Here is a 25,080-nt window from a genome sequence, read left to right as displayed (position 1 = left end):
CAGAGTTGAGGCTCTATTGGGTTATTTTTTGAAAGAACGTCTTAGTTTTTTAAGGCGTTATGACTGACATTTAACGAAAGATCAAAAACGATGATCACGACTACTCAGCCCAATTGAACTTGCTGTCGTCTACACCTTCTTTTTCTTCTTTAACACGCTCGCGTCGGTGTTGTTCTTCAATTCGCGCAGCGTCTATCTCTTGCATGATGGCTTCAATATCAGCCAAGTCGTCCGTTTCCGTAAACTCGCCCGTCAGTTTGCTGTCTGGCTTTAAGTCGCCTTTCTCGTATAAAGCCCACATTTCCTTGGCATACTCGGTTTTCGCCAATTCAGGGGCAAACTGAGCGTAATAATCACGGATGTTATTGATGTCACGAGCCAACATCCACTCAGCGTTGTTATTAGCCGAAGCGTCGACAGCTTGTGGTAGATCGATAATCACCGGGCCGTATTCATCAACCAATACGTTAAACTCAGACAAGTCACCATGGATCAAACCAACGCAAAGCATTTTAACCACGTAAGTCATCATCACCGCATGATCTTCAATCGCTTGTTCTGGCGGCATTACAACATCGTTCAATCTTGGAGCAACATAACCGTCATCATCAGTGACTAGCTCCATAAGCAGCACGCCATCAAAACAGCCATAAGGCACAGGCACACGTACGCCCGCTTCTGCCAGTTTATACAAGGCATCCACTTCAGCGCTTTGCCACACTTTCTCTTGTTGCTCACGACCAAAGCCAGAGCCTTTTTCCATCGCTCGAGCACGGCGGCTATTTCGGACTTTTCGGCCTTCACGATACGCCGTTGCTTTTTTAAAGCTGCGCTGGCTTATTTCCTTATATACCTTGGCACAACGGATCGTATCGCCGCAGCGTACGATGTACACTGATGCTTCTTTGCCACTCATTAATTGGCTTGTCACCTCGTCGACTAAACCATCGTCAACTAAGGGCTGTATTCTTTTAGGTATCTTCATGTCGTCTTTATACATGAGTTACCTGACAGATAAAATATTAACTCGTTAAATGAGTGGTTATTCTCAATAGATTCTTAAATGAAGGGAGATTATGTGGGTTTTGTCTTGTGGCGACGACAACGTTCAGAGCAATAAATCACCTCTTCCCAACAACGTTGCCATTTTTTACGCCATGAGAATGGTTTGAGGCAAACGGGACATGTCTTGGTGCGTAGATGTTGTTTCTTGTGCATGACCGCTTCCTTGTCGATGAATCCATTAACCTATTCGTTGAAGAGAGATTCCCTATTACGCTCGTTCCTGACTTTAGCGAGTGACGACGATGTGATTGATAACAACCCCGACTCCGTCATCCTCGAGAAGGAGGAACGACCGAGTCGGGGATCGCTTCATCTAGCTCTGCTTCTATTTCTGCGCTGATAAATATAGCAAGAACCTAAGCGACAACCTTGTACTGTTTCTCCATCTCGCTCACGCCAAGGCCTGAATGTTTCGTCACTTTAAGTTGCACAGGCACACGCTCTTTCAGTGCTTCAACGTGGCTGATTACGCCTATCATCTTGCCTGACGCATTCAAGTTATCCAGCGCGTTTAGAGCAATGTCTAATGTGTCACTATCGAGCGTGCCGAAACCTTCATCTAAGAACAGAGAATCAATACTGGTTTTGTAGCTCACAAGATCAGAAAGCGCTAATGCCAGCGCCAAGCTCACCAAAAAGCTTTCGCCACCTGATAACGTCTTGGTGTCACGCATCACATCGCCCTGCCATGTGTCGAGCACTTGCAGTTCTAAACCATCGTCGGCTTTACGTTTTAGCTCGTAACGACCATGCAAACGCTGTAGCTGCTTGTTGGCCAAGTACACCAAGTTTTCCAGTGTTAGACCTTGAGCAAACTTACGGAACTTGTCGCCGTTCTTAGAACCAATAAGTGAATTCAGACGTGAGATATCATCGAACTCGATCTGTTGCTCGTCGATTTTCTTGAACAGATCTTGCTGATTGCTGCGGTTCTGGCTATCCGTTTCAAGATTGGCAGAAATTGCACCGATCTTTGTCGCATGGCTTTGCTGTGCGTTTTGACACTCAGTAGTCGCTTCTTCAACTTGCTGTTGGTCTTGCTCTTGCCATGCTTTCGCATTTTCGTGATTTTGTAGCTCCACTTGTGTCGCTTTGGCGGTGTTCAACCTAGCTTGCGCACTGACAATCGCTTCGTCTAAAAACTTCTTCAGGCTTTGAAGTTGAATTCTAATCTCTTCGTCTAACAACGCCGCTTCAAAATCAGACTCAACTTCGAAAGGACTAGCTTTCAGTGCTTGTAACCAAACATTCAACGCTTGTGTATGACTTGACTGCTTGCTGATCAACTCGCCAGAGAAGCTGGTGTGTTTGGTTTGCTCAGTTCGATGCTCCAGTTCACAACGGTTAAGCACCAACTGCGCAGCATCAAATGCATTTACCGCGTCAGTGACTTTTTGCTTCATCGCATTGCTGGTGGCTTGAATGTCTTTGTCACCAAACAACTCAGTTCTTTCAGCCGTTACACGAGTGAGCTCTGACACTAAAGACTCATGCTCTTGCGTCAGTGTCGCAAGCTCTTTCTCAACACTGCTTAGCTTGTCATCTAAAGTTTTCAGTTCGGCATTTTGAGTAATCAGCTGCTTTTCAATATCGGCCTGTTGCTGTTTAGTTTGCTGCCAAGTGCTTGATGCCTGTGATTTTGCAGTAAACCAATCATCGATATGTTCAAGTTCAGGCGCTTCGATAGCCGTTTGAACAATGCTCTCTTTCAAAGCGTTCCATTGCTGATCTTTCGCTTGAGCAATCTGAGTCACTTGCTCGTTTGCGACTTGGTTTTGCTTATTCAGATCCGCTAAGCGTTGCTCGGCCAACTCGAGATTAGACTTCGCCTTGTCAGCCATAACACTTACCGACAAGCGTTGTTTCTCAGCTTCGGCATAGTGTGCTTTAGCATCACCCAACGCTTTGAGTTGCTGCGAGAACTGACTTAGTTGAAGTTCACACTGCTGAGCAAAGGTCGCGACTGTAGCTTCATTGCCTAAATCGTTTACCGTTAGCAGTGCTAGCTCTGGAGCCGTGTCAACGAAATCAGATAAGCTCTGTTGAAGCTTGCCGACAACGCCTTGCCAATTCAGTTGAGCTTGTTGAATATCCGCTTGCGCTCGCTGAATGTCATCGTTAAGCGCCGCAATCATAGGGGCCAGAGAATCTAACTGCTGACGATGCTCTTGGCCTTCTTTTTTGATGGCCGTTAACTCTAGGTTTTCCGTTTCTTTTTGAGCAACCAAATTTGCAGTGTCTTGTGACTGTTCAATCGAATGGTCTGTTGAACCACATAGCGGGCACTCAGAGCCTGATTCTAGAGCTGCACGGTACTTCGCCAACTCGCCTTCTTGATCAATCAAACGCGTTAATCGCTCAAGCGAAGTCTCTTTCTCTTTATATCGCTCCACCAACACTTCACGTTCTTTCGAAAGCTTGTCGACCAATTGGATGTTGGTCTGATGTGCCTGAGTTTTTGCGTGCAGGTGTTGCTGGGCATTTAGGAAGCCACGGTTGATCTCAAGTAATGAGTGCGTATTGCGATTCCAGTACTCCAACAGATCTTTTTGCGCATTCAATACTTGTTCGCTGGTGTTGCCTTGCAATGCTTCCCACTGTTGCTTTGCACTACTCTCTAACACAACCAATTCACTTAAAGTTTTGTCTTGCGTTGCTTTGGCTTGTTGCGCACTTTTGATAACCGCTTGCTGAGCATCAAGAGCCGACAAAGCTTGCTTAGCCGAGTTTAACTGTTCTGCATGTTGACGCTCTAGCGTACGAACTTGCTCAACTTTGGCTTGCCACTGACCTAAGTATTTTTCCAGATGTTGGTCAGCTTGATGTGTATTTAAGTACTCAGTGCTGAGTTGATCTTGTTGCTTCAGTGCATCAATTTTTTGGACTAAAACAATCTGTTGATTACGCTGTTGCGTGTGTTGCTCGTTTAGCGTATTTGCTGCATTAACGGCCGCAGTTTGCTTATCTTTGAGTACGGTAATTTGGTTGTCTAGCGGACGTACGAGATCGATGATCTTCTCTTGATCTTGTTGCTCGGCTTTAACCTGTTCGACAATTGCACTGCTTTGAGTCAGTTGAGTTTGCGCGTCTTGCTTCTCTACATCACGAAGGGCAAGTAACTTGGTGCTGTTATCTAAGTGAGCTTGAGTAGTGTTCACCTCTTGTTCGCAACGCTTTAAATCTTTGTGCATTGGGCGCAGCTTTTCAGCCGGCTCACTGTTTGCCAAGCGCTCTAATGAAGGTTGGTTACGGCCTAGTTCATCTTGAGCGGTTTTACAATCGTGCTCACTGGTTGCAATAGTTTGCTGAGCTTTGGTCACGTCTTTCCACCAGCTTAGATGCGCTTGCCACTCTTTTAACTGCTCAGCTAATCGCTTCTGTTCGGTTTCTAACGTTTCACGCTCTGCGGTTAGCTCTTGGATTTGCTCTTCAGACAGTAAGCTAACCCCTTCAGCTTTCGCTTTTAGGTGGTTGAGTGATTCTTCGCTCGATTTGAAGTGGTCGTATATACGCTCTGAAATCAGGCTATAAATTTCGGTACCCGTAAGCTCTTCCAATAACTCGGCACGGTCGTTAGCGTTGGCATTCAAGAAAGCAGCAAACTCACCTTGCGACAGCATGATAGATTTAGTAAATCGTGAAAAGTCCAAACCGGTCACGGTCTCAACCATCTTAATTTTCTTAGTGAGCTGCGTTTCTAATACAGCATCACTATCAGCATCCGCAAATTCACAGGTTGGTGTCTGCAGCGCACCGTCGTGTTTTCCGCGCGCTCTCTTATGATGAAAATTAGAACGGTAAGTTTTACCCTTCACTTCAAATTCAATCTCAGCGAAACACTCACCGGTACCGCGCGTCATTAGCTCGTTGGTGCCTTTAGCGATACTTTTCAAACGTGGTGTTCGGTGGAACAGTGCCAAACAAATCGCATCAAGAATCGTTGTCTTACCCGCACCCGTTGGGCCGGTGATCGCAAACAGACCATTTTCTGCAAACGGTGACTGAGTAAAGTCGAGCTTCCAACGACCTTTCAGAGAGTTCAGGTTTTCAAATTCTAGGCTTAAAATCTTCATATTCGTTACTCACCTGTCCCTTTTTGCGCTTCTATTTCTTCTTGGCTATCCGCACCGTAAGAGACTTCAACCATCACTTGTTTAAACTTCACCGTCATGCGCTCTAAACGCGCTTTTTCAGAATCGGTTTCAAACTCTTCTAAGGCAATACGCTTCGTAAACACGTCCATCGGGCTCAGTTCAGATAAGGTTTCTGCCGACTCTTGCTCTAATGCTTGATTGCGACGCTCTCTTGCTCTGCGCAGTTGAAGTACTTCCACATTCAAACCGTCAGTCAATGAACGCATACGTTCTTGTAGATCCGACAAGTAATCTTGCGCTTGCACTTCTATCGATAACCACACGCTTTGTTCGCTATCTAAACCTATGTATTGGTTCAGCTGAGATTCGATCTCGCTCAAGTCGCCTTTGATTTCAGCTAGAGGTTGGAATGTAGGAACAGGCAATTGAGAAATGGTGCGCTCACCTTCAACAAACTCAACAACACACACTTGTTTCTGAGATTTAAGTTCATCAAAGCTTAGTGGGATTGGAGAGCCTGAATAACGAATGTATTCACGCTTTGCCACCACTTGTGGGCGATGGATATGACCAAGTGCGATATAGTCTGCATCTGGGAAGCCATCAGCGGCGAAACCATCAAGGTTGCCAACATAGATATCACGCACCGAATCCGATTGTTGGACACCCATCGCTGTTAAATGACCAGTAGCGATAATCGGCATGTGCTCGCTGTTTTCAAACGTCGCACGTTTTTCTAAAGCGGCATCATAAACACTTTGGTAGTGCTGTTTGATTGCATCGCCGAGTTGCTTCTGACGCTCTACACCAGTAACACCCGCCTGGCTGGTCAACACATCGCGAGGGCGAATAAAGGGAATGGCACAAACCAGCGCTTCTACATCGCCGTTCTTGCCTTTTAGTTCGACAACCTGAGTCGCATGATCTTCATTGGTATTAGGAATCACATCGGCACCCATGTATTTGAGCAGCTGTTGTGTCTCTTTAAGCACAGACACCGAATCGTGATTTCCACCTAACAACACCAATTGGCAGCCGATCTTGCTCGAGTCGACCACAAACTTGTTATACATCTCACGAGCGTAACTCGGCGGTGTGCTGGTATCAAAAATATCGCCAGCAACAATGATCGCGTCGATGTTGTGCTCAGTAACTTGCTCAAGTAACCATTGTAAAAACCGTTCATGTTCATTCTTACGGCTTTTATTGTAGAAGTTTTGGCCAAGGTGCCAATCGGACGTGTGAAGAATCTTCATTGCTGCTCACTGGAAGTCGGTAATAGCTTTAATTTACCAAAATAGTCGACAAAATACCCTTTTATAAGCTTGTGAAAACCAACTAATTTCAGGCTTTGGATCAACTATGCCCATAGCGTAACCAATCATTATTTTTGACATAAAAAAACCGCTCAACGTTAGAGCGGTTTTAATTGTCTGTGGCCTAAACTATACGCCATAAATTACTTAATCTTTATTTAGCGAGCTTCTGCTAGGCTTGCCAGGTAGTTATTCGTTAAATAAAAGCCGCTGAACTTGTCAATAAAGTCCGCTGGAACGGTTTTATCGGTCAACCCAGATTCAATCAGAGCCGCTTGCCACCTCTGTACTTTCGGGAAGCTTTCTAGCATATCGAAGCCTGAACGCCCTTTAATTACAAATGCTCGGTGTAACAGTGGTAACCAAGCGATGTCGACGTTAGAGATGTAGTCCCCTTTAAAGAACTCAGTATCACCCAGTTTTTTCTCTGCCTTTAGGAACGCCTTTTGTAAATTGGCTAAGCGTGTTTCAAAAGTCTCTTTGTCTTTACTCGCCATGGTGCCGCACTGTGGCATGTAATGTTTGCTCGCTTGATAAGACCAAGCACGGTCGAGTGCTTTCTGCTCGGGTGAAACCTCTTCAATAGGGGCATATTTATCGTCTAGGTATTCAACAATCGCATCAGACTCAAAAAGAACCGTGTCATTTTCTGTAATCAATACAGGAACCTGCCCGTTCGGTGAGATATCCAAAAACCACTGTGGTTTGTTATTCAGCTCAATGTACTCAATTTCAAACGGGACGTTTTTCATTACTAGTGAACCCATTACACGTTGAACAAATGGGCAGTTTTTAAAGCTAATCAATTTAATCATTTTTACCTCCGAATCGGGTTAATAATTTCTTGTTACACCCCTAAGACGAACCCAAAATCCAAAAGACGAAGAATAATTCGTTATTTCACGAAATAATTTAATTTGTTGTTATCAAGACGTTTAAAACCAACAGAGAAATGCGAAATCTTTGCAAAGAATAATTAATAGCTAGGGAGGCAAGACAGAGGGATACAGTACTAATTACTAATTAACGAGCTAGCAAGCTAACAAGCCGTACTTTCCCCACCAGCGTTCAACTGATGAGGAGAAGTTAACGAAAGCAGAGTAAAACTAAACAACCAAAGATAGTGCAATAGATGCCATGATCACTCCTACAACAAACTCCAACATCTTCCATGATCTCGGGTTCTTAAACATTGGAGCTAAGAAGCGAGCGCCATAACCTAGTAAAAAAAAGAACACGAATGAAGCCGATACTGCACCTGCACCAAACAACATTTGATTTGGTTGATATTGTGTAGAGATAGAACCAAGCAATACCACAGTATCCAGATACACATGCGGATTAAGCCAAGTAAACGCTAAACACATGGTAACTGCTTTGGTTAAAGAGTTTTTGGTTTCGACACCGGCTTCTAAGGCATGATTTTCGGTAAATGCTGAGCGAAAGCTCAAGAATGAGTAAACGCCTAAAAAGATAGCCCCACCGTAACGAGCAAACTGCTCAACTTGAGGGAACTGCTCAACGATCGCACCAAAGCCCATCACACCAAAGCTGATCAGTAATGCATCTGAAATCGCGCAGACAGCACAAATAGCAAACACATGCTGATTCTTTAAGCCCTGTTTAAGAACGAACGCATTTTGAGAACCGATCGCGAGGATAAGCGAAAGCCCAAGAGTAAAACCTGCAAAATAAGTCGGTATCAAAGGTTAGCCTCTTAACGTAACTCAATACTCATGAACTGACTGTGCGGATCTAACACATAATTAGCAAAAGGTTCACAGTAACCAAAGCCAAATTTTTGGTACAAATTACGCGCTGGCTTAAAGTAGTCTTCCGATCCCGTTTCTAGGCTAATACGTCGATATTGGCGAGCGGTTGCCGTATCCAAAACGTGCTGCAATAGCTTGCTTGCGACACCGGACTTTCTTGCAAACTGCGAGGTTCTCATCGACTTCAGTTCAGCGTGTTGTGTATCAAGCTCTTTAATGGCGACACACCCAAGCAGTTGGCTGTCTTTCCAAGCACTGAAAAAAGTAATCTCTGGCGACTTGAGCCCATCTAGATCCAGTGCATGAACGCTTTCGACTGGCGATGTCGCATACATATCCGCTAAATGCTCTTCGAGTAGCTCAATAACCTCTCCACCCGACAAATCATCAATTTTTATTTCCATAACTCTTTAATTATCCTTAATAATTTTTTTATCCGTTTTAGATACAGTAAAATTACGCTACCCTCAAAAAGTTGCGTACGGCACACTTTAATCACATAGTCTCGTGACGCTTGCCGTGTTAGGTATCTGATAGCTTTGTCGATATACAGCAGTCACAATTTATTTACGACACCACCATTTATTTAAAGCACCTGTTTTTGGTGAGAGGATATGTAGTCAGATCTATATGAGCATCCAACTAGATTTAACCACAGCCACCCCTAGGCAGAATTTCGACTCTGCACAGGGCTATATTACGCTGCAAGACCACCGTGTCATCGATGTCGACGAAAACATTGCAAAAATCTTCGGTTACAGTTGCCGTGAAGCACTTCTCAACAACGTCGATTTTGTCTACTCATTAATACCCAAAGATTATCACGGCTCTGTCCGTGAACGTTACCTTTCTGCGATTAAAGGCCAACTGGGAAAGGGAAAGCTTTATAAAGATATTCCGGTGAATAACCGCCTTCTCTCGCTGTTTAGCCTTGCTCAAGCGGTCAGAGTCAACGACCGCCCCGCTCTTCGTGTAATGATCATAGATATTACCTCAGTTGTTGCTTCAGAGCGTAAACATCAAGAAAAAGATCGTATGTACCGGACTTTACTCAATAGTTCGAAACAGGGCGTGCTCGTCCACCAAAATTTCAAGCCTCTAATGGTTAATCAAGCCTGGGTTGAAATGCAGGGTGCCAAATCGATAGAAGCAGTGCTCTCCATGGACTCAATCATTTCAATTATTCCGCCGGACAGTCGTATCAATGCCATGAGACGCAGCCAGAGTATTCTTGCCGGTGATACACCAAGCTTCAGTTCTGTGGTTGAAAACCAATGCTTTGACGGGAGTAAAAAACACTTCAACATCTACGACAACATCATCAATTGGGAAGGCGAAAAAGCGATCCAAGTGGTGGTAGAAGACGTTTCCGACAAGGTTAAATTAGAACAAGAGCTACTGCACCGCGCACTTCACGACGACCTAACACAAGTATTCAGCCGCAGTGCCATTTACGATTGGTTAAAAAAACCGTTAAAAGAACAAACTGAGATGTCTTGTTTACTGTTGGATATTGATGACTTCAAAAAAATTAATGACCAATTTGGACACAGTGTTGGTGACGAAGTGATTCGCACTCTCGCGAATACCATTAAGAAGCACGTCAAAGCCTTGAACGGCGTGGTTGGCCGCTGGGGAGGTGAAGAGTTTATCGTCTTCTTTCCAAAAAACCGAACGACTCATGGAACCATTTTCGACACGGCATACTCCCAAGCGAAAATTGTTGGTCAACGTATTTGCGAAGAATTTCGAACTCATCAATTCTTGGGATTTAATCGCACCAAGTTTCAATCAAGCGTCAGTATTGGCATTACCGACAGCTGCATCGTTCGTACCAACAACTCCCTAGATACGTTGATTCGAGTTACAGACGACGCGCTCTATCGTGCTAAATCCAACGGAAAAAATAGAGTCTCAGTAAACCACGAAGGTGCATGTATAGAGTGTGGCTCGTGAAACAATTGCTAAGCATCAAGAAAAGGTCATTTAAGCCTATAAGTTGACCCAAGATTTTCTTGTTATTTTTAAGTTCTAGTTTACTATGCGCCACCCCAATTTTTTCAGCAAATGCTGCAGGCAAACATGTCCGCCAACGCACTCTATACCGACCTATCCGGTTACTATGATTTAATGTGTGTCGATATTGACTACCAAGCGCAGAGTGACTGCGTTCGTAGGTTACATCAGATTTTTGGAAATGAAGGAAAAACACACCTCGACCTTGGATGTGGCACTGGACCACACGTTCGCCATTTTATTGATTACGGCTATCAAAGTAGTGGCCTTGATCTGAATAAACCAATGCTCGACATTGCTCAAGTTCGTTGCCCTGAAGCTAACTTTTCAGTACAAAACATGAGTAACTTTGAGGTCTCAGAACCGCTCGATCTTATCACTTGTTTCTTGTATTCCATCCATTACAACGACGGTATTGAGAGACTAAAAGAGTGCATTGCAAGCGTGCACCGAGCTTTGAAACACGAAGGTGTCTTCTGCTTCAACGTGGTTGATAAAGAGAAGATAAGCAATGACTTGTTTGTTCGACATACAGCCAACAAAGAACATGATGACTTTACCTTTCGCTCAGGTTGGTACTACTCCGGCGAAGGTAGTAAGCAAATGTTAAAGCTAAGTATCGAAAAAACGACTGCGGGTGAAACTCAAGTATGGAATGACGAACACCCTATGGTGGCATTCTCGTTTAAGGAATTGATCGAGATATTGAAGCCCTACTTTGAGGTTCATATTTTTGAGCACGATTATGACAAGCTGCTGCCTTGGGATACCAAATCAGGTAATGCTTTGGTCACTTGTGTAAAAATCTAGGTAAGCCAATTCCAAACGAATTAAACCGATACAAGCACACAAAAAAGAACCCACACTCGCCGTTCTCTTTATAGAGTATCGAGCCAATGTGGGTTCTTCGTTTCTATATGTATCTTGCTACCAAATCAAACACAGATTGATTAGAAGTCCGCTGTCATACCTACGTAGTAAGTACGTGGCTCTTCAACATAACCCATACTCTCTAGCTCTTGTGATACAGCTTCATCAGTCAAGTTAGTAATGCCTGCACGTACTCTAACTGAATCATTAATGTTGTATACGCCACCAATGTTTAAAGTAGTGTATGCATCTTGAGTCAAATCAGTTTCGATATTACGCTCTCCACGGTAACGCGCACTAATAAAGGCATTCAGATCGAAAATTGGGCTCCAGTTCAGTTTAACTAAGCCTGAATGCTTGTAACGCTCGAGCAGTTCTTCACCCGTTGACTTATCTTCTGTGTCTAAGAACGTGTAGTTACCAGACACGCCCCACTCATCGGTAATCTGGAATTGACCCGTAAGTTCGGCACCTTGAACCACCGCCTCAGATACATTGGTATAAGTACGCTTCCCTTTCACATAGCCAGTAGAGCTAGAACTGTCTGCGCACCCTTTACCCGATTCAAACACTCCGCCGTTCTCGCAGTACGTTTCATCGCGATCAATAAGGTCATTGATTTCGTTGCGGAACAAGGCACCTTCAACATTCCAACGTGGTTGGTTGTATATTGCTGCAATTTCATAGTTCAAGCTCGTTTCAGGCTTCAGGTTTTCGTTGCCATATAAATCGCACGCTCCCTTACAGCTATTAACTGTGTAGTCGGCTTGGTTTTGAGTCAGCGAAGGTGCTTTGAAAGCCTTACCTACACCACCTTTGATGATGAGGGCATTAGTCGTTTGGTGAACTAAGTACACACGCGGGCTGAATTCTTCACCGTACAATTCGTGCTTATCTAAACGTCCACCAATGGTTGCGGTGAGTTGTTCAGTCATCAACCACTGGTCTTGAACAAACAAAGCACCTTGATACGCTTCTGATGTACCGTTGATCAAGTTTTCTTTGTTGGTTAATTCGCTCAACTGGTAGTCCATACCAAAAGTTACGGTGTGACTGTCACCAAGATAAGTCGTTGCTGACGCTTCTACTATTTGAGTTAGCTCTTCTACATCGCTACTGTAATTGTTACCTAGATCAGCGGCATCGTTGTCTGTCACGTTTTCACGAGAGTAACGAACTTGTGTGTCACCCCAGTTCCAAAAACCGCTGTGTGTAATCGCTTGACTGTTACGTACAACACTACTATCCACTAGGTTCGAACCTGTAGCGTGTTCTGCTAAACCATCACGTTTATCGTCACTATAGCCAAGGTCTAAATCAATCGTCTGATTGTCTGTCATATTCCATGTCAGGTTGGCAAGCAAACTTAAAGTGTCGCGTTCCTCTAGAGCGGTAATATTCTCACGACCATTACCTGTATATGGTTGCCATGCGTCACGCGAGGTTTGATTTAAAGAAAAACGCGCAAATAACTCATCATCAATCAATGCACCGGACGTGGTAAAACCAACAGAATATTCTTCCCCACCATTGCCGTCTAATGGAGACGAAGTGTCCATGTTAATCGTTGAGCTCCAATCATTTTCTGGAGCTTTGGTGATGATGTTGATTGTGCCACCCATACCATCTGAACCGTAAAGTGCAGACATTGGGCCGCGGATAATTTCAACACGTTCGATTGACTCAGCTGGAATAGTCGAGAGATCGAAATCGTTACCACGAATGATGGCACTTGCAGAGCTTAAGCGACGGCCATTCACCATGATAAGCGTATAGTCTGAATCCATACCACGAATAGAGATCATCTGACGGCCAGCACGTGTGCTATCAAAATCAGATTCCACACTCGTTGATTCTGCAACGATGTCAGCCAAAGTGATTCCAGGGCTGTCTTCGATGTCTTGAGCGGTGATAACCGACATTGAAGCTGGCACTTGTTTTAGAGCCATTTCAGTACGAGTTGCCGTAACAACCATTTGCTCATCTGTCGCTTGCGCTTCTTTTTGCGCTAACACGTTAGCCGATAGTGAGGTGCAAATAACAGCTACTGCGACCGAAAGGGGTTTACGAATCATAAGAGGTTTGCGAACTATAAGGTGCTTGCGAACCAAAAGAGGCTTGCGAATCAACAGAGATTTCTCAGACATGATATTTATTCTTATATGTAATTAGTAATGATAATGGTTTGCATTAAACAGTCAGTTATCACTCCAATCAACGAAAGTTTCATGCTGAAAATTCATTATGATTATTCATTTATCAAATAATGCAGACAAAATATATTCAATTCATTAGCATTGAGCCCGTAATATTCATGTGCCAGATAACTTAGGAGTATGTCTCTTTAAATAGTTCACGAATCCAACGGCACATAGGGTCATTGTGGAAACGTTTATGCCAGTAGAGATATACGTCTTCTGATGGGCTCCTGATCGCTTTGGGTACGCGTTTACAAACGAGGTTTCTCTGTTTTGCTGCTTGTTGAGCGAAAGGTGTCGGCAGGTGAAAGATGATATCGGTCGCTTCAGCCATATCTGGAGCGACGTTAAAGTTAGACAGTTGAATCGGTATCGATAGCTGACGCTGCTTATCGATCAAGCCCAAATCTTTGAAACGACTTTCAATCGAGAGCTTCTTATCCCCTTGCAGTGAGATCTGGCCGAGTTGGCTACTCAATAAATCATCAACGGTGATCTCTTTATCCGCCAGAGGGTGGTCTTTGCTCATCAATAACCGATAGTCGCGACTGATTACGAACATTCGATACAAGTTTTGTTCAGAACTTAATGGTTCATGCGTCGACAATACAAAGTGCGCATCACCTGATAACAGAGGTTCAAAGTGTCGTTTAGGAATCGAGTCGATATCGACAACCATATTCGGCGCTTGCTTGCGGATTTGTGCCACCACTTTTGGTAACAAATGCGAGACTTGCGGAACCAAGCCAAAGAACCGAACGGTACTATTGCTCGTCTGCGGTTCAAATACGTCTCCATGTACCAATTTCTCAAGGCGTGTGAGCACAGAGTTGAGGTCTTGCTTAATGACTTCTGCTTTCGGAGTTAACTCATACCCATAGGCTGCGCGGACTAACAAGTCATCGTTGAATACCGTTCGTAGTTTTTGTAGTGAACGACTCACCGTCGGTTGGCTCATGTCTAGCGCCAAGGCTGTGTTTGATACGTGCTTCTCTTCAAGAAGGTGTTTAAGAATAACGAGTAGGTTAAGGTCGACCTGGGCAAGATTCATTATAAGGATATTCAAAATACTGAAGATTCAATATGCGTATAGTGCTATTTCCCCAGAATTAATACAATTGATAATCACTCTTACTTTGATGTCATACAATGTGAAGTGCCGAATTTGATGCTAACTAAGTTTTTGAAAGGCTTATTTGGGTGACTTTAGACACAAAAAAAGAAGCCAAATGGCCTCTCTTTACCCTATTCACTCTCGCTACTATTTTCGTTAGCGCTCAACACTCGGCGAATAATAAGCGTCCAACAGTGAAATGAAATTCCCTCTATCAAGTTCGCTAAGTTGATTAATGCCAGCCGCTGCTTTTCTTCCTCCGCCAGTTACAAAGCTAGAGCAAATTTCATCTGCGCCTGTTCTATTGGATAGTGGTGCTCTTAGGCTAACAGTATAAGATTCGCCATCTTGGTTTTTCGTTAATACTGCTTGCGCTCGGTTTGGATCTTGATTCACGATCTCATTGCCAAATACACCGCTGATACGTCTTGCCCAAGTCTCACCGGGCAGTTCAAACACACGTGCGACTTTACTTTCATAAACAGGGGCAAGGTTTGATAGTTGCTGGCGGTCATTTTGGTAAGCCGCTCGTAATTGATAGAACACGGAGTCTTTGTCATCCATAAGATCGAACGGGTTCGGGTATTGATAAAGGTTTTGGTAGAGCTCAACTGGCGTGAAATGTAGATCGCTCAATGATGTGCCGTAGCCGTTGTAATTAACCAAGGTACCTAGCTCTTCTAAGAACTCAATTTGTGATTGTTCGAATCCATTTTCATCAGCTAACTGTGCGGCCACTACTTTTAAATTATCACCAAAGGCCGCCGCGATTGCCCAAGCTACGTGTGCACCATTTAGCTTCTGGTTAATCAATAAACTCGTGCAACTCTCTGCCGAGGTGTCTATCAGAGTGTCTAAATGCTCAGAGGTTGGCACGTCCCCTGTCCGATGGTGATCGCAGTAAAACACATCGATGTTGGCATCTAACAGTGAGTGCAATGCTGGCAGGTTCTTCTCCATCGACACATCAAGAACGGTAACGGAAGAGACATCATTTGGATTGCCCGGCTCTATGATTTGACTGACAACTTGAGAAACCAACTTAATATCACGCTTTACACCGGTGACGAGCACACTTTTTCTCGGTTCACTTAATCGCAGTTGTAGCAACGCGATGATACCGTCTGCGTCTCCATTGAATACGTCGTAGTGCATGCTGTTCCTCTTCCGTAAGATTTAACGTTTATTCGAAACGCGCCAAAGACATGGCTCACGTCAACGCGTTCGTTCATCGTTAGTCTGTCATTATTTTAGTTTTATTCCACAGATACTTAAGTCTATTTTGTAATGCCTTATTCTTATTTCTATCGATTCAGAAACTTGCCTATCCTTCAGGCACAAAAAAGGCGCGAATAATTCACGCCTTTGTTTTCTATGAACTCACGTCTTTGGTTTCTAACTTACTCTAGAAATCTTATGACGTCTTGAACTGCGCTACCGCTTGATCCATATCGTTCGCTTGCTCAGCTACTTTATCCACTTCGACCAAGCAATGCTGCGCCGAAGCGTTGTTATCATTCGAGATGGTATTCAACTCAGTAATTGAGTCACTCACTTGTGTCATTACGGCACCCTGCTCTTCAATCGCTGAAGCAATACGTTCTGAGTTGCCTTGAATGCTTTCCATATCACTCAAAATCAGTTGCAAGCTTGCATCCAGTTCTTCTGAATCTTTAAGTGTCAGCTGGCCTTGTTGGTTACACTCGCCAATCTCTGTCATAGAAGCATTCATTTGGCTCTGGATTGCAGTGACTACACTGGTGATTTCAGTGGTTGATTGGTGCGTTCTGCTTGCTAACGCTCGGACTTCATCCGCAACAACGGCAAAGCCACGACCTTGCTCACCAGCACGAGCGGCTTCAATGGCTGCGTTTAATGCCAATAAATTAGTCTGTTCCGCAATACCTTGGATAATGTTAACGGCACTACCAATTTGATCGACATGGTGATTCAAAGAACTAATCGAATCTTGGCTACTTGAAAGGCGTTCAGACAACTGGGTAATGTTATTGATGGTATCAACCACCACTTCACGACCTTTGTCGGCATTCACTTTCGCTTGATGAACGCCTTCAGCGGCAACCGATGTACTTTCTGATATCTCCCCAATAGTCAGTACCATCTCTTGCACTGAAGTTGTCATTGTTGAGGTGTGGTTTGCTTGAACTTCGAACTGTTTGATGACCGATTCTAGCTCGTCATGCATGCTCGACGTACTTTGTGTCAACTGATGTGACTTAGATTGAGACGTCGCAATCAACCCTTCAAGCTGGTCTAGCAGTTGATTGAAGTATTCGCCTAGCTTACCGAGTTCGTCTTTGCCATTCTCCGTCGCACGAATAGACACGTCGTTCGAGTCGACAATATTACGGATCACAGTAAGTAGAGATTCAATCTTACCGATGATTGAACGTACGATTAACCAGCTGAATAGAATGATCGCCACTAACAGTGTGACGCAAAGGGTGTTGTTGATCAGCGATAGTTTATCCATCTCTTGCTGTGCCTGTTGATCTAACACGGCCGAGAATTCTTTGAATTGAGTCTCGATAACGTGCGAACCTGTACGCGCTTGTCCTAGTAACCCTTCGTTATGTTTTAACCCTATCACTCGTTTCTGATCTACGACTTGACGAGCTGCTTCTATCAAAGCAGCTGAGCCACCCGCATTAGAAGTAATAGACAGAACACTTGGGTCGAACTCACCCTTCTCGATCAAATCATTGAAGAGATACAGTTCAATTTTTTGCTCGGCGCTTGCTGAAGCACTTATGTTATCGAGTACAGCATGAAATTCCCCTAACAATCCTTTGTCTCGTGCTAGTCCATACACTTGGCTGGCTTTAACAAGGTTAACAAAGCTTGTGTGGTACGTTTCGATATCTTCACGCAAATGCGTACTGTTGGCCAAACCCAGATCATTCAGCACAGCATTAAGCTCAGATTCAGACGCTAAGAATTTTTTGTAATTTACGTCGAACTTGTCGAGGTATTTCAGATCACTGCGAAGTAAGAAATCTTTCTCGTTACGACGAAGGTTTAGCAGTCGCACTTCAAGTTCTTTGGTAATTTGTTTGGCTTCGCTCATTTTAGCGGTGGTGTCCGCAAATTGAGATGTGGTAAACAACAATGAAATCATGCCGAAGATGGAGAACACCCCCAACGAATAGAGCTTTTTCTTTATATTCATATACATGGCTCGTCTTTACTAAATTAACTATAAGTATCTAATTGATCGCATCAAAGCATGGATATACGGCTAGTGCGATCGAGTTATTGTTATGATTTTTTATCAGTAATGGGGTTGAGTTTTTGCAGCGGCCCTGCCCGCCAGTAGTGACATCATCAATACATTCAAACAAAGAAGACCCAACCCATTAACGACAGATCAATCAATAACACATTTTCGCTACATGTACATTAATAGAATTATAAAACTGAGAGACAGATATTTGACGGGGTATAAATAGCTGAACGCCTTACTATTAAGGCTTTGAATTAAAACAGCTTGGGCAATTATTGATCTGACGGCTGTGAATGACATTTTTTTGGCTCATCAGCGGAGCAAGAACGAAGAGCAATATTGGGAGGTTTTGACTTGTTTTTGAAACGGTGAGTCCATCGATTAGTGATTGTATAGTCGAGAGAAAACGGCGAAAAAATGGACCTACTCAATTCGAGTCAGGTCCATTTTTAGATTTCTTAATCAATTGCTTTGCAGCTAATAAGTTAGGGTTCGAACTTAAGGCTGACTAAAACGCTTTTACCATCTTAGATAGGCACTTTAGTAATACCGCTTTCTCATCTTCTTCGATGTCTTGCGTTAATTCATTAACTAGGTTCAAGTGAAGCTGATTGTGGTGAACGTGAATCTTCTGTCCTTCATCAGTTAATGCAACCACGATTGCACGACGGTCCGTTGGGTGTTCATGGCGTTCAATCAATTCGGCTTTAACCAGCTTTTCGATTTGAACGGTCAATGTACCCGTGGTGATGCCCAGCTTTTCAGCGAGCTCTTTCATTCTTAACGCGCCATGCATACCAAGTACTTCAATAGTGTGTACTTGAGCCAGGGAGTAACCCGTCTCTTTGACTACAGACTGTTCCCACGAAGACATTTTATCGTAGAACTCAGTCAGTATTTGGTTAAGCTGTTCTATATTTCGCATGGTCGTTTGAATGCACTTCAAGAGTAAGATGATTAATCTTATCAAACTTGGAGAGCATTTGTTTATATTCAGACACGGTTTTATCACTGTTTGATTCAAGAGTAATTGCTGCTGAATAGTGATGCCCACTCACCTTCCACATATGGAAATCGGTGACCGACGCATAAGGCGTTAAGGTTTCGGTCACTGAGTCGCGATAATCTTGGTGGATATTCTCATCAAGCAGGATTGGACTGGTTTGTTTCATAAGGTTCATCGTCCACTTAGCAATCACAAATGCGCCAACCATTCCCATTGCTGCATCTAACCAGTTCCAACCGTAAAACTTACCAAACAGCAGCGCAACAATGGCCAACAGTGAAGTCAACGTATCCGCCAACACATGCATGTAGGCTGCGCGTAGGTTATGGTCATGATGGTGCTCACCATGCTTATGATTATGGTCGCTGTCGTGATCATGGCTATGTGAATGACCGTGATTCTTACTATGATTGTTACTATGATCGTGGCCATGCTCGTGTCCGTGATCATGATGGTGATCGCCGAGTAAAAACATACTCACCACATTCACAGTTAAACCAATACAGGCAACGATGATCGCTTCATTGAACTGAATCGCTTGTGGGTTAAATAAACGATGCACTGATTCCACCAGCATCAATAATGACACAATACCCAATGCAATCGCGCTGGTGTAGCCCCCTAACACGCTGACTTTGCCAGTACCAAACGAGAAACGTTCACTCTCGGCATGTTTCTTCGCATATCGGTATGCAAATAAGGTGATACCAAACGCTGCAGCATGCGTTCCCATGTGCCAACCATCGGCAAGCAATGCCATTGAACCATAAATGGTACCCGCAACGATTTCGACAACCATGGTAACGACGGTCAATAACAGGACATAGAACGTGCGTTTCTCACCTTGGCTGTTATGTGAAGAAAAGTTGTGTTGGTGACGTGTTGGAAAACTCAAAATGGCGTCCTTAGCTGATGTTTGCGGTTAGATGATCGTTGTTAATAAAAGCCCTTTGATTGACAAGTAATTTGATAATCAAAGCAATTGGTTGAAATTTAGTTTGATCATCAAACTTTGTCAACGGCGAATTTGATTTTCGAAATGGGACGAAAATGAATAAGGCTCACTTAATCAAGAAATAAACTCTGGGCAGGTCTCTGATTTTGAGTAAAACACTAGCCCTAATCACGGCTCCACTATTCCTCTAAGTAACTAGAATTCATACCCAGTAGTCCTCTGAGTTAATACAAAATTGGTATTTTCTTTCTAAACAAATAGAAACTAAAGAAAGGACATTACCTTGACTAAATTAACCAAAACCGTGTTAGCAATGAGCGCACTCAGCGTTGCTCAAGGCGTCGCTGCGGCAGACCAACCGAACATTCTTGCTATCTGGGCAGATGATCTTGGTTACTACAACACTAGCGCATACAACCGTGGAATGATGGGCTACGAAACGCCGAACATCGATCGTATTGCTAATGAGGGTGCTATTTTTACGGATATGTACGCACAACAATCTTGTACGGCTGGCCGTGCTTCGTTCGTGACGGGTCAACACCCATTCCGTACCGGCCTACTTACTATCGGTATGCCAGGTTCTTCGCATGGTATTCCTGACTGGGCTCCTACCATTGGTGATGCTCTTAAAGAAGAAGGTTACGCGACGGCACAATTCGGTAAAAATCACTTAGGCGATCAAGACAAACACCTTCCTACAAACCATGGTTTTGATGAGTTCTTTGGTAACCTTTACCACTTAAACGCGGAAGAAGAGCCTGAAACCTACTTTTATCCTAAAGACCCAGAATTCAGAAAGAACTACGGGCCTCGTGGCGTTATTAAAGCAACCTCTGATGGCAAAATCGAAGATACGGGTCCACTGACTCGCGCTCGTATGGAAAACATCGATGAGGACTTTACCGAAGCGGCTATCACGTTCATGGAGAAATCTGTAAAAGAAGATAAGCCGTTCTTTATCTGGTACAACTCGACTCGTCTGCACGTTTGGACTCGTCTGAACGAACATTACAGCGGCATTTCTGGTCAAGGCATCTATGCAGATGGTATGGCTCAATTAGACGACAACGTTGGCGCACTACTAGATACTCTTGAACGCTTAGAGGTTGCTGACAACACTATTGTTATCCTTTCTACTGATAACGGTGCAGAGAAGTTCACATGGCCTGACGGCGGTACATCTCCTTTCCACGGTGAAAAAGGCACAACTTACGAAGGCGGCATGCGTGTTCCACAAATCGTGAAATGGCCTGGTGTAATCGAACCTGGCTCTGCGGTTAACGCGCTAATGTCTCAAGAAGACTGGTTACCGACACTAGCTGCTGCTGCCGGTAATGACTCTATCGTTGAAGACCTTAAAGAAGGTGTTTCTCTAAATAATACAGATTGGCGTGTTCACTTAGATGGCTCGAACTTTATGCCATATTTTGAAGGAGAGGCTGAAAAGTCACCCCGTGAAACTATCTTCTACTTCTCTGCAAACGGTGACTTCAATGCGCTTCGTTGGAACGATTGGAAAGCAAGCTTCGCTATGATGGAAGGCACAATGCAATCGGCTATCCGTCAAGCTCCTGCTTGGGCTTCAATTACAAACCTACGTATGGACCCGTTTGAAACCGCAGCGAAAGAATCTGGCATGTACACTCGTTGGATGGTAGACAACATGTGGTTATTCGTACCAATGTCTCAAGAAGTGATTAAGTTCATGGGCTCTCTAAACGATTACCCAATGCAACAAGGCCAAGGCTTCAGTGCCGCAGAGATCAATTACAACACGCTAAAAATGCAAAAGCTGATTCAGCAGATGCAAGCACAAAACGCGAAATAGCGGAGCAAGGGTTAAACAGCGAAGCAACAGCTAGATAACCTGGCTACCGACCATTAAAGATAACTGACTAATTAAAGCCCCATTGGGGCTTTTTTTGTGAGGCATCAACAATCTTTTTTCTAAACCATGAATGCGCCATATCTGCATTACGACTCTTGTGCCACACCAGATATTCAGTACCAAGATCCGATTCAAACGGTAAAGGCGACAGCTTAAAATCATCCAACAGGCCATACCTTTCAAGTATCGATTTCTGACTAATACAAAGCCAATCCGTTCCTCTTACCATATCAAGCATTTCAAATGGGCCAGGCGCCTTTCGTGCAACCTTTCTACTCTTCGCATACTTACTGGTTTTGGTTAACGGCGATTCTTTGGTATCCCACATACTATGAAGAACATGCTTCTCTTCAAGGTATTCTTCCAACGTAATCTCGTTCCCTAATCTAGGGTGGTTTTTATCATAAGCAACCACCATAGGTTCGTTAGAGAGCTGAATACATTCCATTGCCGGATCGTTGATAGGCGTATGGACTATACACAAATCATATCGGTGTTGGCGAAGGTCTAGAATGATGTCTGCAGTATAGTAAGGGTCAATATGAAGACCGATATCTGGCGTTTCCGCATAGAGGATATCGGATACACGCTTCATCAATGAATAAGTTGCACCACTAATGCAAGCGACATTAAACGACCTTTCAATTTTTGTTGGGTCGAACTTTCGCTTACTCGGGAAAGTCGATTCAAAGGCATCGTAGGCCTGTTTTATCTGAGGGTAGATGTCATAACAAAAACTGCTCGGTCTATAACCTTCCTTTGTTTTCACAAACAACGGGTCATCATAGGTTTCTTTTAGTCGGTTAAGCGCCTTACTAATTGCGGGCTGAGTAACGCCAAAACGTTTCGCGGTATTCGAGATAGAGAGCTCTTCCATCATGACAACAAAATACGGGATCAGACTAAAATCAGTGTTTTTCATGTTCTATTTACCAAACTCGCGTACTAAATTAACTTTCATATCATTGAATTATACCGTATTAACCAAGCACTTCATTAGCGACCCTTTTATTTTGGGAAGTCACCTACGAATTATCATGCTAGAAAACGATGATTAACAGAACACAAAAAGCCCACACTTGGCAGGCTCAGGTAACTCAAAGTCAGTGATGGCGTTTATTTGTTTTGTAACAGAGTAATCTCATCATTCACCCAGCCTAATAACTGCTTAGTCGCTTTAGATAAGACTTGGTTCTGCCTCACGATATAGCCAAGGCTGGTGCTAGAGAAATTGGTCAATGGCGTAACCTTTGAATTCAAATGCTGCTTGGTGGATATCGCAAACTCAGGAATGATGGCGACACCAAACCCAGCTTCTGCCCAGTCGATTTGAGCATCGACACTCCCTACTTCCATGACTCTATGATTGGGTAGATTAAGGCTTGGTAAACCTTCATCAATGAAGTCACGGGTTCTCGTATCGTGGCCAAGTAGAATCAAGGTGAGTTCTGTCTCTATATCGTCATCTTTAACCTCGTTTCCTGTCTTGCTATCAGAGTATTGCATGTCTAGGCCATCGCCTAACGCACACCATGAAAGCTCTTGAAGCTTAGTAAAATAGAGCGACTCGTTGTGCTGCTCTTTCGCAATCACAAAACCAAGATCCGCCTGAGCGTTCTTAACTAAACTCGATGCTTGAGATGACGTAGTGTTCAGTAGCGTTAGGTCGATACCCGGATACCGCGCTTTGAACTTCTGGAACGGGCGAATTAGCAAGAATCGAGAGATGATGTCACTCACGGCAATAGTTAATGTACCTATTTTGAGGTCATTAATGGCATTAAGATCGGCCTGACAAATCTGCAGTTCGAGTAATGTTCTTTGACTTGTCTCTAGTAACCTTTCACCTGCTTGAGTCAGTTGAAACGGACTTCGTTCTATCAACTTAATGCGGGTTTGTTGTTCTAGTTGTTTCAGGTGCAAACTCACATTGGGCTGCGTCATATGAAGCGCGTTGGCCGCTTTCCCAAAATGCTTGTACTCCGCTAGCGTCACAAACGTCTTCAACAAATTTATATCAAGCATCATATCTCTCCTGTGCTCCCTATATGATATATGAAATCCTTATCAAGATAATAAAGATAATTAATTTCTCTTATCCACTTTGTAGGCCTAACATGATTTTTCAATCAGTTAGGAGAAAAATTATGCCATCTATTGTTGTTGTAGGCGCAAACTGGGGCGACGAAGGCAAAGGCCGTATCGTTGATTTTTTAGCAGACAAAGCTTCTGCTAGCATTCGCTTTCAAGGCGGAAACAATGCCGGTCATACCGTAGTAAACGACTTCGGTACATTCAAACTGCACCAACTACCGAGTGGTATTTTTAATCCTGATTGTACGGCAGTTCTTGGCCCTGGCATGGTGATCAGCCCTGCTGCGCTAACTGAAGAAATTGCAGAAGTACAAGCAGCTGGCATCAAAGTGAAAATGGCGATATCAGACCGTGCAACACTGTGTCTACCTTTACACGCCCTTGAAGACACGCTTGAAGAAGAGCGTTTAGGCGATGGCGCTTATGGCTCAACACGTCAAGGTATTGCGCCAGCGTACGGCGATCGTGTGATGAAGAAAGGCATTCTTGTCGGTTGGCTGAATCAACCTGAGATCTTAGAGCAACGCATTCAATTCCTGCTTGATTGGAAGATGCCTCAACTTAAAGCGCTATACCCTAAATGTGACTTCACTCAGACAGCTTCTGAAATGACAGAATGGCTACTTGAAGTGACTAAAGCTTGGCGCCCATTCATTTGCAACGTAACTGAGCCGCTTAAAGCTCTGCAATCACAAGACGCGAACCTACTGTTTGAAGCTCAGCTAGGCGCAGGTCGCGACCTTGTTTACGGTGAATATCCTTGGACGACATCTTCAAATGTAACCGCTGCATACGCAGGCATCGGTAGTGGTTTACCTGCCCTTCGCCCTGAGCGCGTTATTGCTGTGGCTAAATCGTTCAGCTCATCTGTAGGTACTGGTACGCTAGTGACTGCAATGGAAGAGCAAGATAGCTTCCGCGAAAGCTCTAACGAGTACGGTGCAACCACGGGTCGCCCACGTGATATGGGTTACTTTGATGCGGTAGCAACTCGCAACGGCGTTGACCTGCAAGCTGCAACGGAAATCGCACTGACTAAGATTGACTGCCTGTCTGGTTTGTCTGAACTTAAGATCTGTACCGCTTACTCTGGTGAGCACACTGAAAACCCGATTTGGCCACAAACGGCTGAACTAAAGCCTGTATATGAAGATATGGCTGGCTGGGATGAAGACATCACTGGCTGCCGCACGTTTGAGAGCCTTCCTCAAGCAGCACAAGATTACGTTACGCGTATCGAAGAGTTGATGGGGGTGCCAATTGTGATGGTGTCTGTAGGTCCAGAGCGCGAACAAATGATCATTCGAGGTTAGAGCTCTACTCAAGTCTTTCAGCTAAAGCGGTTGTTTTAGCTGAAAGACGACAGACACAAAAAAGCCCACACTAGGTGTAATGCCGTTCGGATAAGCATTATTGCTTGAACCTGAACGGATATTTGGCTGGGA

19 protein-coding genes are annotated in these 25,080 nt (G+C 44.0%); 4 read left to right on the top strand and 15 right to left on the bottom strand.

Going from position 1 to position 25,080, the window contains the following annotated elements:
• Positions 1–100: 100 nt before the first annotated feature.
• From ACED25_RS14045 to ACED25_RS14015, 7 genes are all read right to left on the bottom strand, one after another.
• The gene (locus ACED25_RS14045) at positions 101–985 is read right to left on the bottom strand and encodes a PA4780 family RIO1-like protein kinase (RefSeq protein ID WP_029221996.1); all 885 of its coding nucleotides are present in this window, start codon (positions 983–985) and stop codon (positions 101–103) included.
• Between the two features lie 89 nt (positions 986–1,074).
• Positions 1,075–1,218, bottom strand: coding sequence for a DUF2256 domain-containing protein (locus ACED25_RS14040; RefSeq protein ID WP_102579980.1), 144 nt, complete (start codon positions 1,216–1,218; stop codon positions 1,075–1,077).
• A 203-nt stretch (positions 1,219–1,421) separates the two neighbouring features.
• Positions 1,422–5,138, bottom strand: a complete 3,717-nt coding sequence (locus ACED25_RS14035) for an AAA family ATPase (RefSeq protein WP_017099862.1) — start codon at positions 5,136–5,138, stop codon at positions 1,422–1,424.
• A gap of 5 nt (positions 5,139–5,143) precedes the next feature.
• A complete protein-coding gene (gene sbcD / locus ACED25_RS14030) occupies positions 5,144–6,415 on the bottom strand; it encodes an exonuclease subunit SbcD (RefSeq protein WP_017099861.1) in 1,272 nt (423 codons plus the stop codon).
• A 218-nt stretch (positions 6,416–6,633) separates the two neighbouring features.
• Positions 6,634–7,290, bottom strand: coding sequence for a glutathione S-transferase family protein (locus ACED25_RS14025; protein WP_017099860.1), 657 nt, complete (start codon positions 7,288–7,290; stop codon positions 6,634–6,636).
• Positions 7,291–7,581: 291 nt separating this feature from the next.
• A complete protein-coding gene (locus tag ACED25_RS14020) occupies positions 7,582–8,178 on the bottom strand; it encodes a LysE/ArgO family amino acid transporter (protein ID WP_269336368.1) in 597 nt (198 codons plus the stop codon).
• A gap of 14 nt (positions 8,179–8,192) precedes the next feature.
• The gene (locus ACED25_RS14015; RefSeq protein WP_371695474.1) at positions 8,193–8,651 is read right to left on the bottom strand and encodes a GNAT family N-acetyltransferase; all 459 of its coding nucleotides are present in this window, start codon (positions 8,649–8,651) and stop codon (positions 8,193–8,195) included.
• 226 nt (positions 8,652–8,877) lie between these two features.
• On the opposite strand from ACED25_RS14015, the gene ACED25_RS14010 reads away from it, so the two are divergent.
• On the top strand, positions 8,878–10,203 hold the full coding sequence (locus tag ACED25_RS14010; protein WP_371695473.1) for a diguanylate cyclase: 1,326 nt from the start codon (positions 8,878–8,880) through the stop codon (positions 10,201–10,203).
• Between the two features lie 126 nt (positions 10,204–10,329).
• Positions 10,330–11,073, top strand: a complete 744-nt coding sequence (locus tag ACED25_RS14005; protein WP_102248871.1) for a class I SAM-dependent methyltransferase — start codon at positions 10,330–10,332, stop codon at positions 11,071–11,073.
• A gap of 140 nt (positions 11,074–11,213) precedes the next feature.
• Here ACED25_RS14005 and ACED25_RS14000 read toward each other — a convergent pair whose 3' ends face one another.
• The 6 genes from ACED25_RS14000 to dmeF all read right to left on the bottom strand — a co-directional run bounded on the left by ACED25_RS14000 (position 11,214) and on the right by dmeF (position 19,590).
• Positions 11,214–13,208 (bottom strand): TonB-dependent receptor domain-containing protein, encoded by a 1,995-nt coding sequence (locus tag ACED25_RS14000; protein ID WP_371695515.1) that lies wholly within the window; start codon positions 13,206–13,208, stop codon positions 11,214–11,216.
• Positions 13,209–13,461: 253 nt separating this feature from the next.
• Positions 13,462–14,382: a LysR family transcriptional regulator gene (locus tag ACED25_RS13995; protein ID WP_009846869.1), complete on the bottom strand. Its 921-nt coding sequence runs from the start codon at positions 14,380–14,382 to the stop codon at positions 13,462–13,464.
• 219 nt (positions 14,383–14,601) lie between these two features.
• A complete protein-coding gene (locus ACED25_RS13990; RefSeq protein ID WP_371695472.1) occupies positions 14,602–15,600 on the bottom strand; it encodes a DHH family phosphoesterase in 999 nt (332 codons plus the stop codon).
• 259 nt (positions 15,601–15,859) lie between these two features.
• The gene (locus ACED25_RS13985; protein ID WP_371695514.1) at positions 15,860–17,584 is read right to left on the bottom strand and encodes a methyl-accepting chemotaxis protein; all 1,725 of its coding nucleotides are present in this window, start codon (positions 17,582–17,584) and stop codon (positions 15,860–15,862) included.
• A 613-nt stretch (positions 17,585–18,197) separates the two neighbouring features.
• Complete coding sequence (locus ACED25_RS13980) at positions 18,198–18,614, bottom strand: MarR family winged helix-turn-helix transcriptional regulator (protein ID WP_009846872.1); 417 nt, start codon at positions 18,612–18,614, stop codon at positions 18,198–18,200.
• Positions 18,592–19,590, bottom strand: a complete 999-nt coding sequence (gene dmeF, locus ACED25_RS13975) for a CDF family Co(II)/Ni(II) efflux transporter DmeF (RefSeq protein ID WP_012604071.1) — start codon at positions 19,588–19,590, stop codon at positions 18,592–18,594. The genes ACED25_RS13980 and dmeF overlap by 23 nt, the downstream gene beginning before the upstream one ends.
• Positions 19,591–19,963: 373 nt before the next feature.
• Here dmeF and ACED25_RS13970 point away from each other — a divergent pair, with 373 nt between their 5' ends.
• A complete protein-coding gene (locus ACED25_RS13970) occupies positions 19,964–21,481 on the top strand; it encodes an arylsulfatase (protein ID WP_371695513.1) in 1,518 nt (505 codons plus the stop codon).
• 67 nt (positions 21,482–21,548) lie between these two features.
• Here ACED25_RS13970 and ACED25_RS13965 read toward each other — a convergent pair whose 3' ends face one another.
• On the bottom strand, positions 21,549–22,463 hold the full coding sequence (locus tag ACED25_RS13965) for a LysR family transcriptional regulator (RefSeq protein ID WP_012604073.1): 915 nt from the start codon (positions 22,461–22,463) through the stop codon (positions 21,549–21,551).
• Positions 22,464–22,657: 194 nt separating this feature from the next.
• On the bottom strand, positions 22,658–23,569 hold the full coding sequence (locus ACED25_RS13960; RefSeq protein WP_081228560.1) for a LysR family transcriptional regulator: 912 nt from the start codon (positions 23,567–23,569) through the stop codon (positions 22,658–22,660).
• A gap of 119 nt (positions 23,570–23,688) precedes the next feature.
• Here ACED25_RS13960 and ACED25_RS13955 point away from each other — a divergent pair, with 119 nt between their 5' ends.
• Positions 23,689–24,948 carry an adenylosuccinate synthase gene (locus ACED25_RS13955; RefSeq protein ID WP_371695471.1) on the top strand — a complete coding sequence of 420 codons (1,260 nt, stop codon included), beginning with the start codon at positions 23,689–23,691 and terminating at the stop codon, positions 24,946–24,948.
• Positions 24,949–25,080: the final 132 nt, after the last annotated feature.

The sequence above is a fragment of the Vibrio sp. 1F263 genome (genome assembly GCF_041439035.1).
GTDB classification, from domain to species: domain Bacteria; phylum Pseudomonadota; class Gammaproteobacteria; order Enterobacterales; family Vibrionaceae; genus Vibrio; species Vibrio tasmaniensis_A.
This window is presented reverse-complemented; position numbering and strand designations above follow the sequence as displayed.

Bases quoted from the DNA above. Each gene is read 5' to 3' on its own strand.
- ACED25_RS14045 (WP_029221996.1), bottom strand. From the start codon at position 985: ATGAAGATACCTAAAAGAATACAGCCCTTAGTTGACGATGGTTTAGTC.
- ACED25_RS14040 (WP_102579980.1), bottom strand. From the start codon at position 1,218: ATGCACAAGAAACAACATCTACGCACCAAGACATGTCCCGTTTGCCTC.
- ACED25_RS14035 (WP_017099862.1), bottom strand. From the start codon at position 5,138: ATGAAGATTTTAAGCCTAGAATTTGAAAACCTGAACTCTCTGAAAGGT.
- sbcD (WP_017099861.1), bottom strand. From the start codon at position 6,415: ATGAAGATTCTTCACACGTCCGATTGGCACCTTGGCCAAAACTTCTAC.
- ACED25_RS14025 (WP_017099860.1), bottom strand. From the start codon at position 7,290: ATGATTAAATTGATTAGCTTTAAAAACTGCCCATTTGTTCAACGTGTA.
- ACED25_RS14015 (WP_371695474.1), bottom strand. From the start codon at position 8,651: ATGGAAATAAAAATTGATGATTTGTCGGGTGGAGAGGTTATTGAGCTA.
- ACED25_RS14010 (WP_371695473.1), top strand. From the start codon at position 8,878: ATGAGCATCCAACTAGATTTAACCACAGCCACCCCTAGGCAGAATTTC.
- ACED25_RS14005 (WP_102248871.1), top strand. From the start codon at position 10,330: ATGTCCGCCAACGCACTCTATACCGACCTATCCGGTTACTATGATTTA.
- ACED25_RS14000 (WP_371695515.1), bottom strand. From the start codon at position 13,208: ATGATTCGTAAACCCCTTTCGGTCGCAGTAGCTGTTATTTGCACCTCA.
- ACED25_RS13995 (WP_009846869.1), bottom strand. From the start codon at position 14,382: ATGAATCTTGCCCAGGTCGACCTTAACCTACTCGTTATTCTTAAACAC.
- ACED25_RS13990 (WP_371695472.1), bottom strand. From the start codon at position 15,600: ATGCACTACGACGTATTCAATGGAGACGCAGACGGTATCATCGCGTTG.
- ACED25_RS13985 (WP_371695514.1), bottom strand. From the start codon at position 17,584: ATGATTTCATTGTTGTTTACCACATCTCAATTTGCGGACACCACCGCT.
- ACED25_RS13980 (WP_009846872.1), bottom strand. From the start codon at position 18,614: ATGCGAAATATAGAACAGCTTAACCAAATACTGACTGAGTTCTACGAT.
- ACED25_RS13970 (WP_371695513.1), top strand. From the start codon at position 19,964: ATGAGCGCACTCAGCGTTGCTCAAGGCGTCGCTGCGGCAGACCAACCG.
- ACED25_RS13965 (WP_012604073.1), bottom strand. From the start codon at position 22,463: ATGAAAAACACTGATTTTAGTCTGATCCCGTATTTTGTTGTCATGATG.
- ACED25_RS13960 (WP_081228560.1), bottom strand. From the start codon at position 23,569: ATGATGCTTGATATAAATTTGTTGAAGACGTTTGTGACGCTAGCGGAG.
- ACED25_RS13955 (WP_371695471.1), top strand. From the start codon at position 23,689: ATGCCATCTATTGTTGTTGTAGGCGCAAACTGGGGCGACGAAGGCAAA.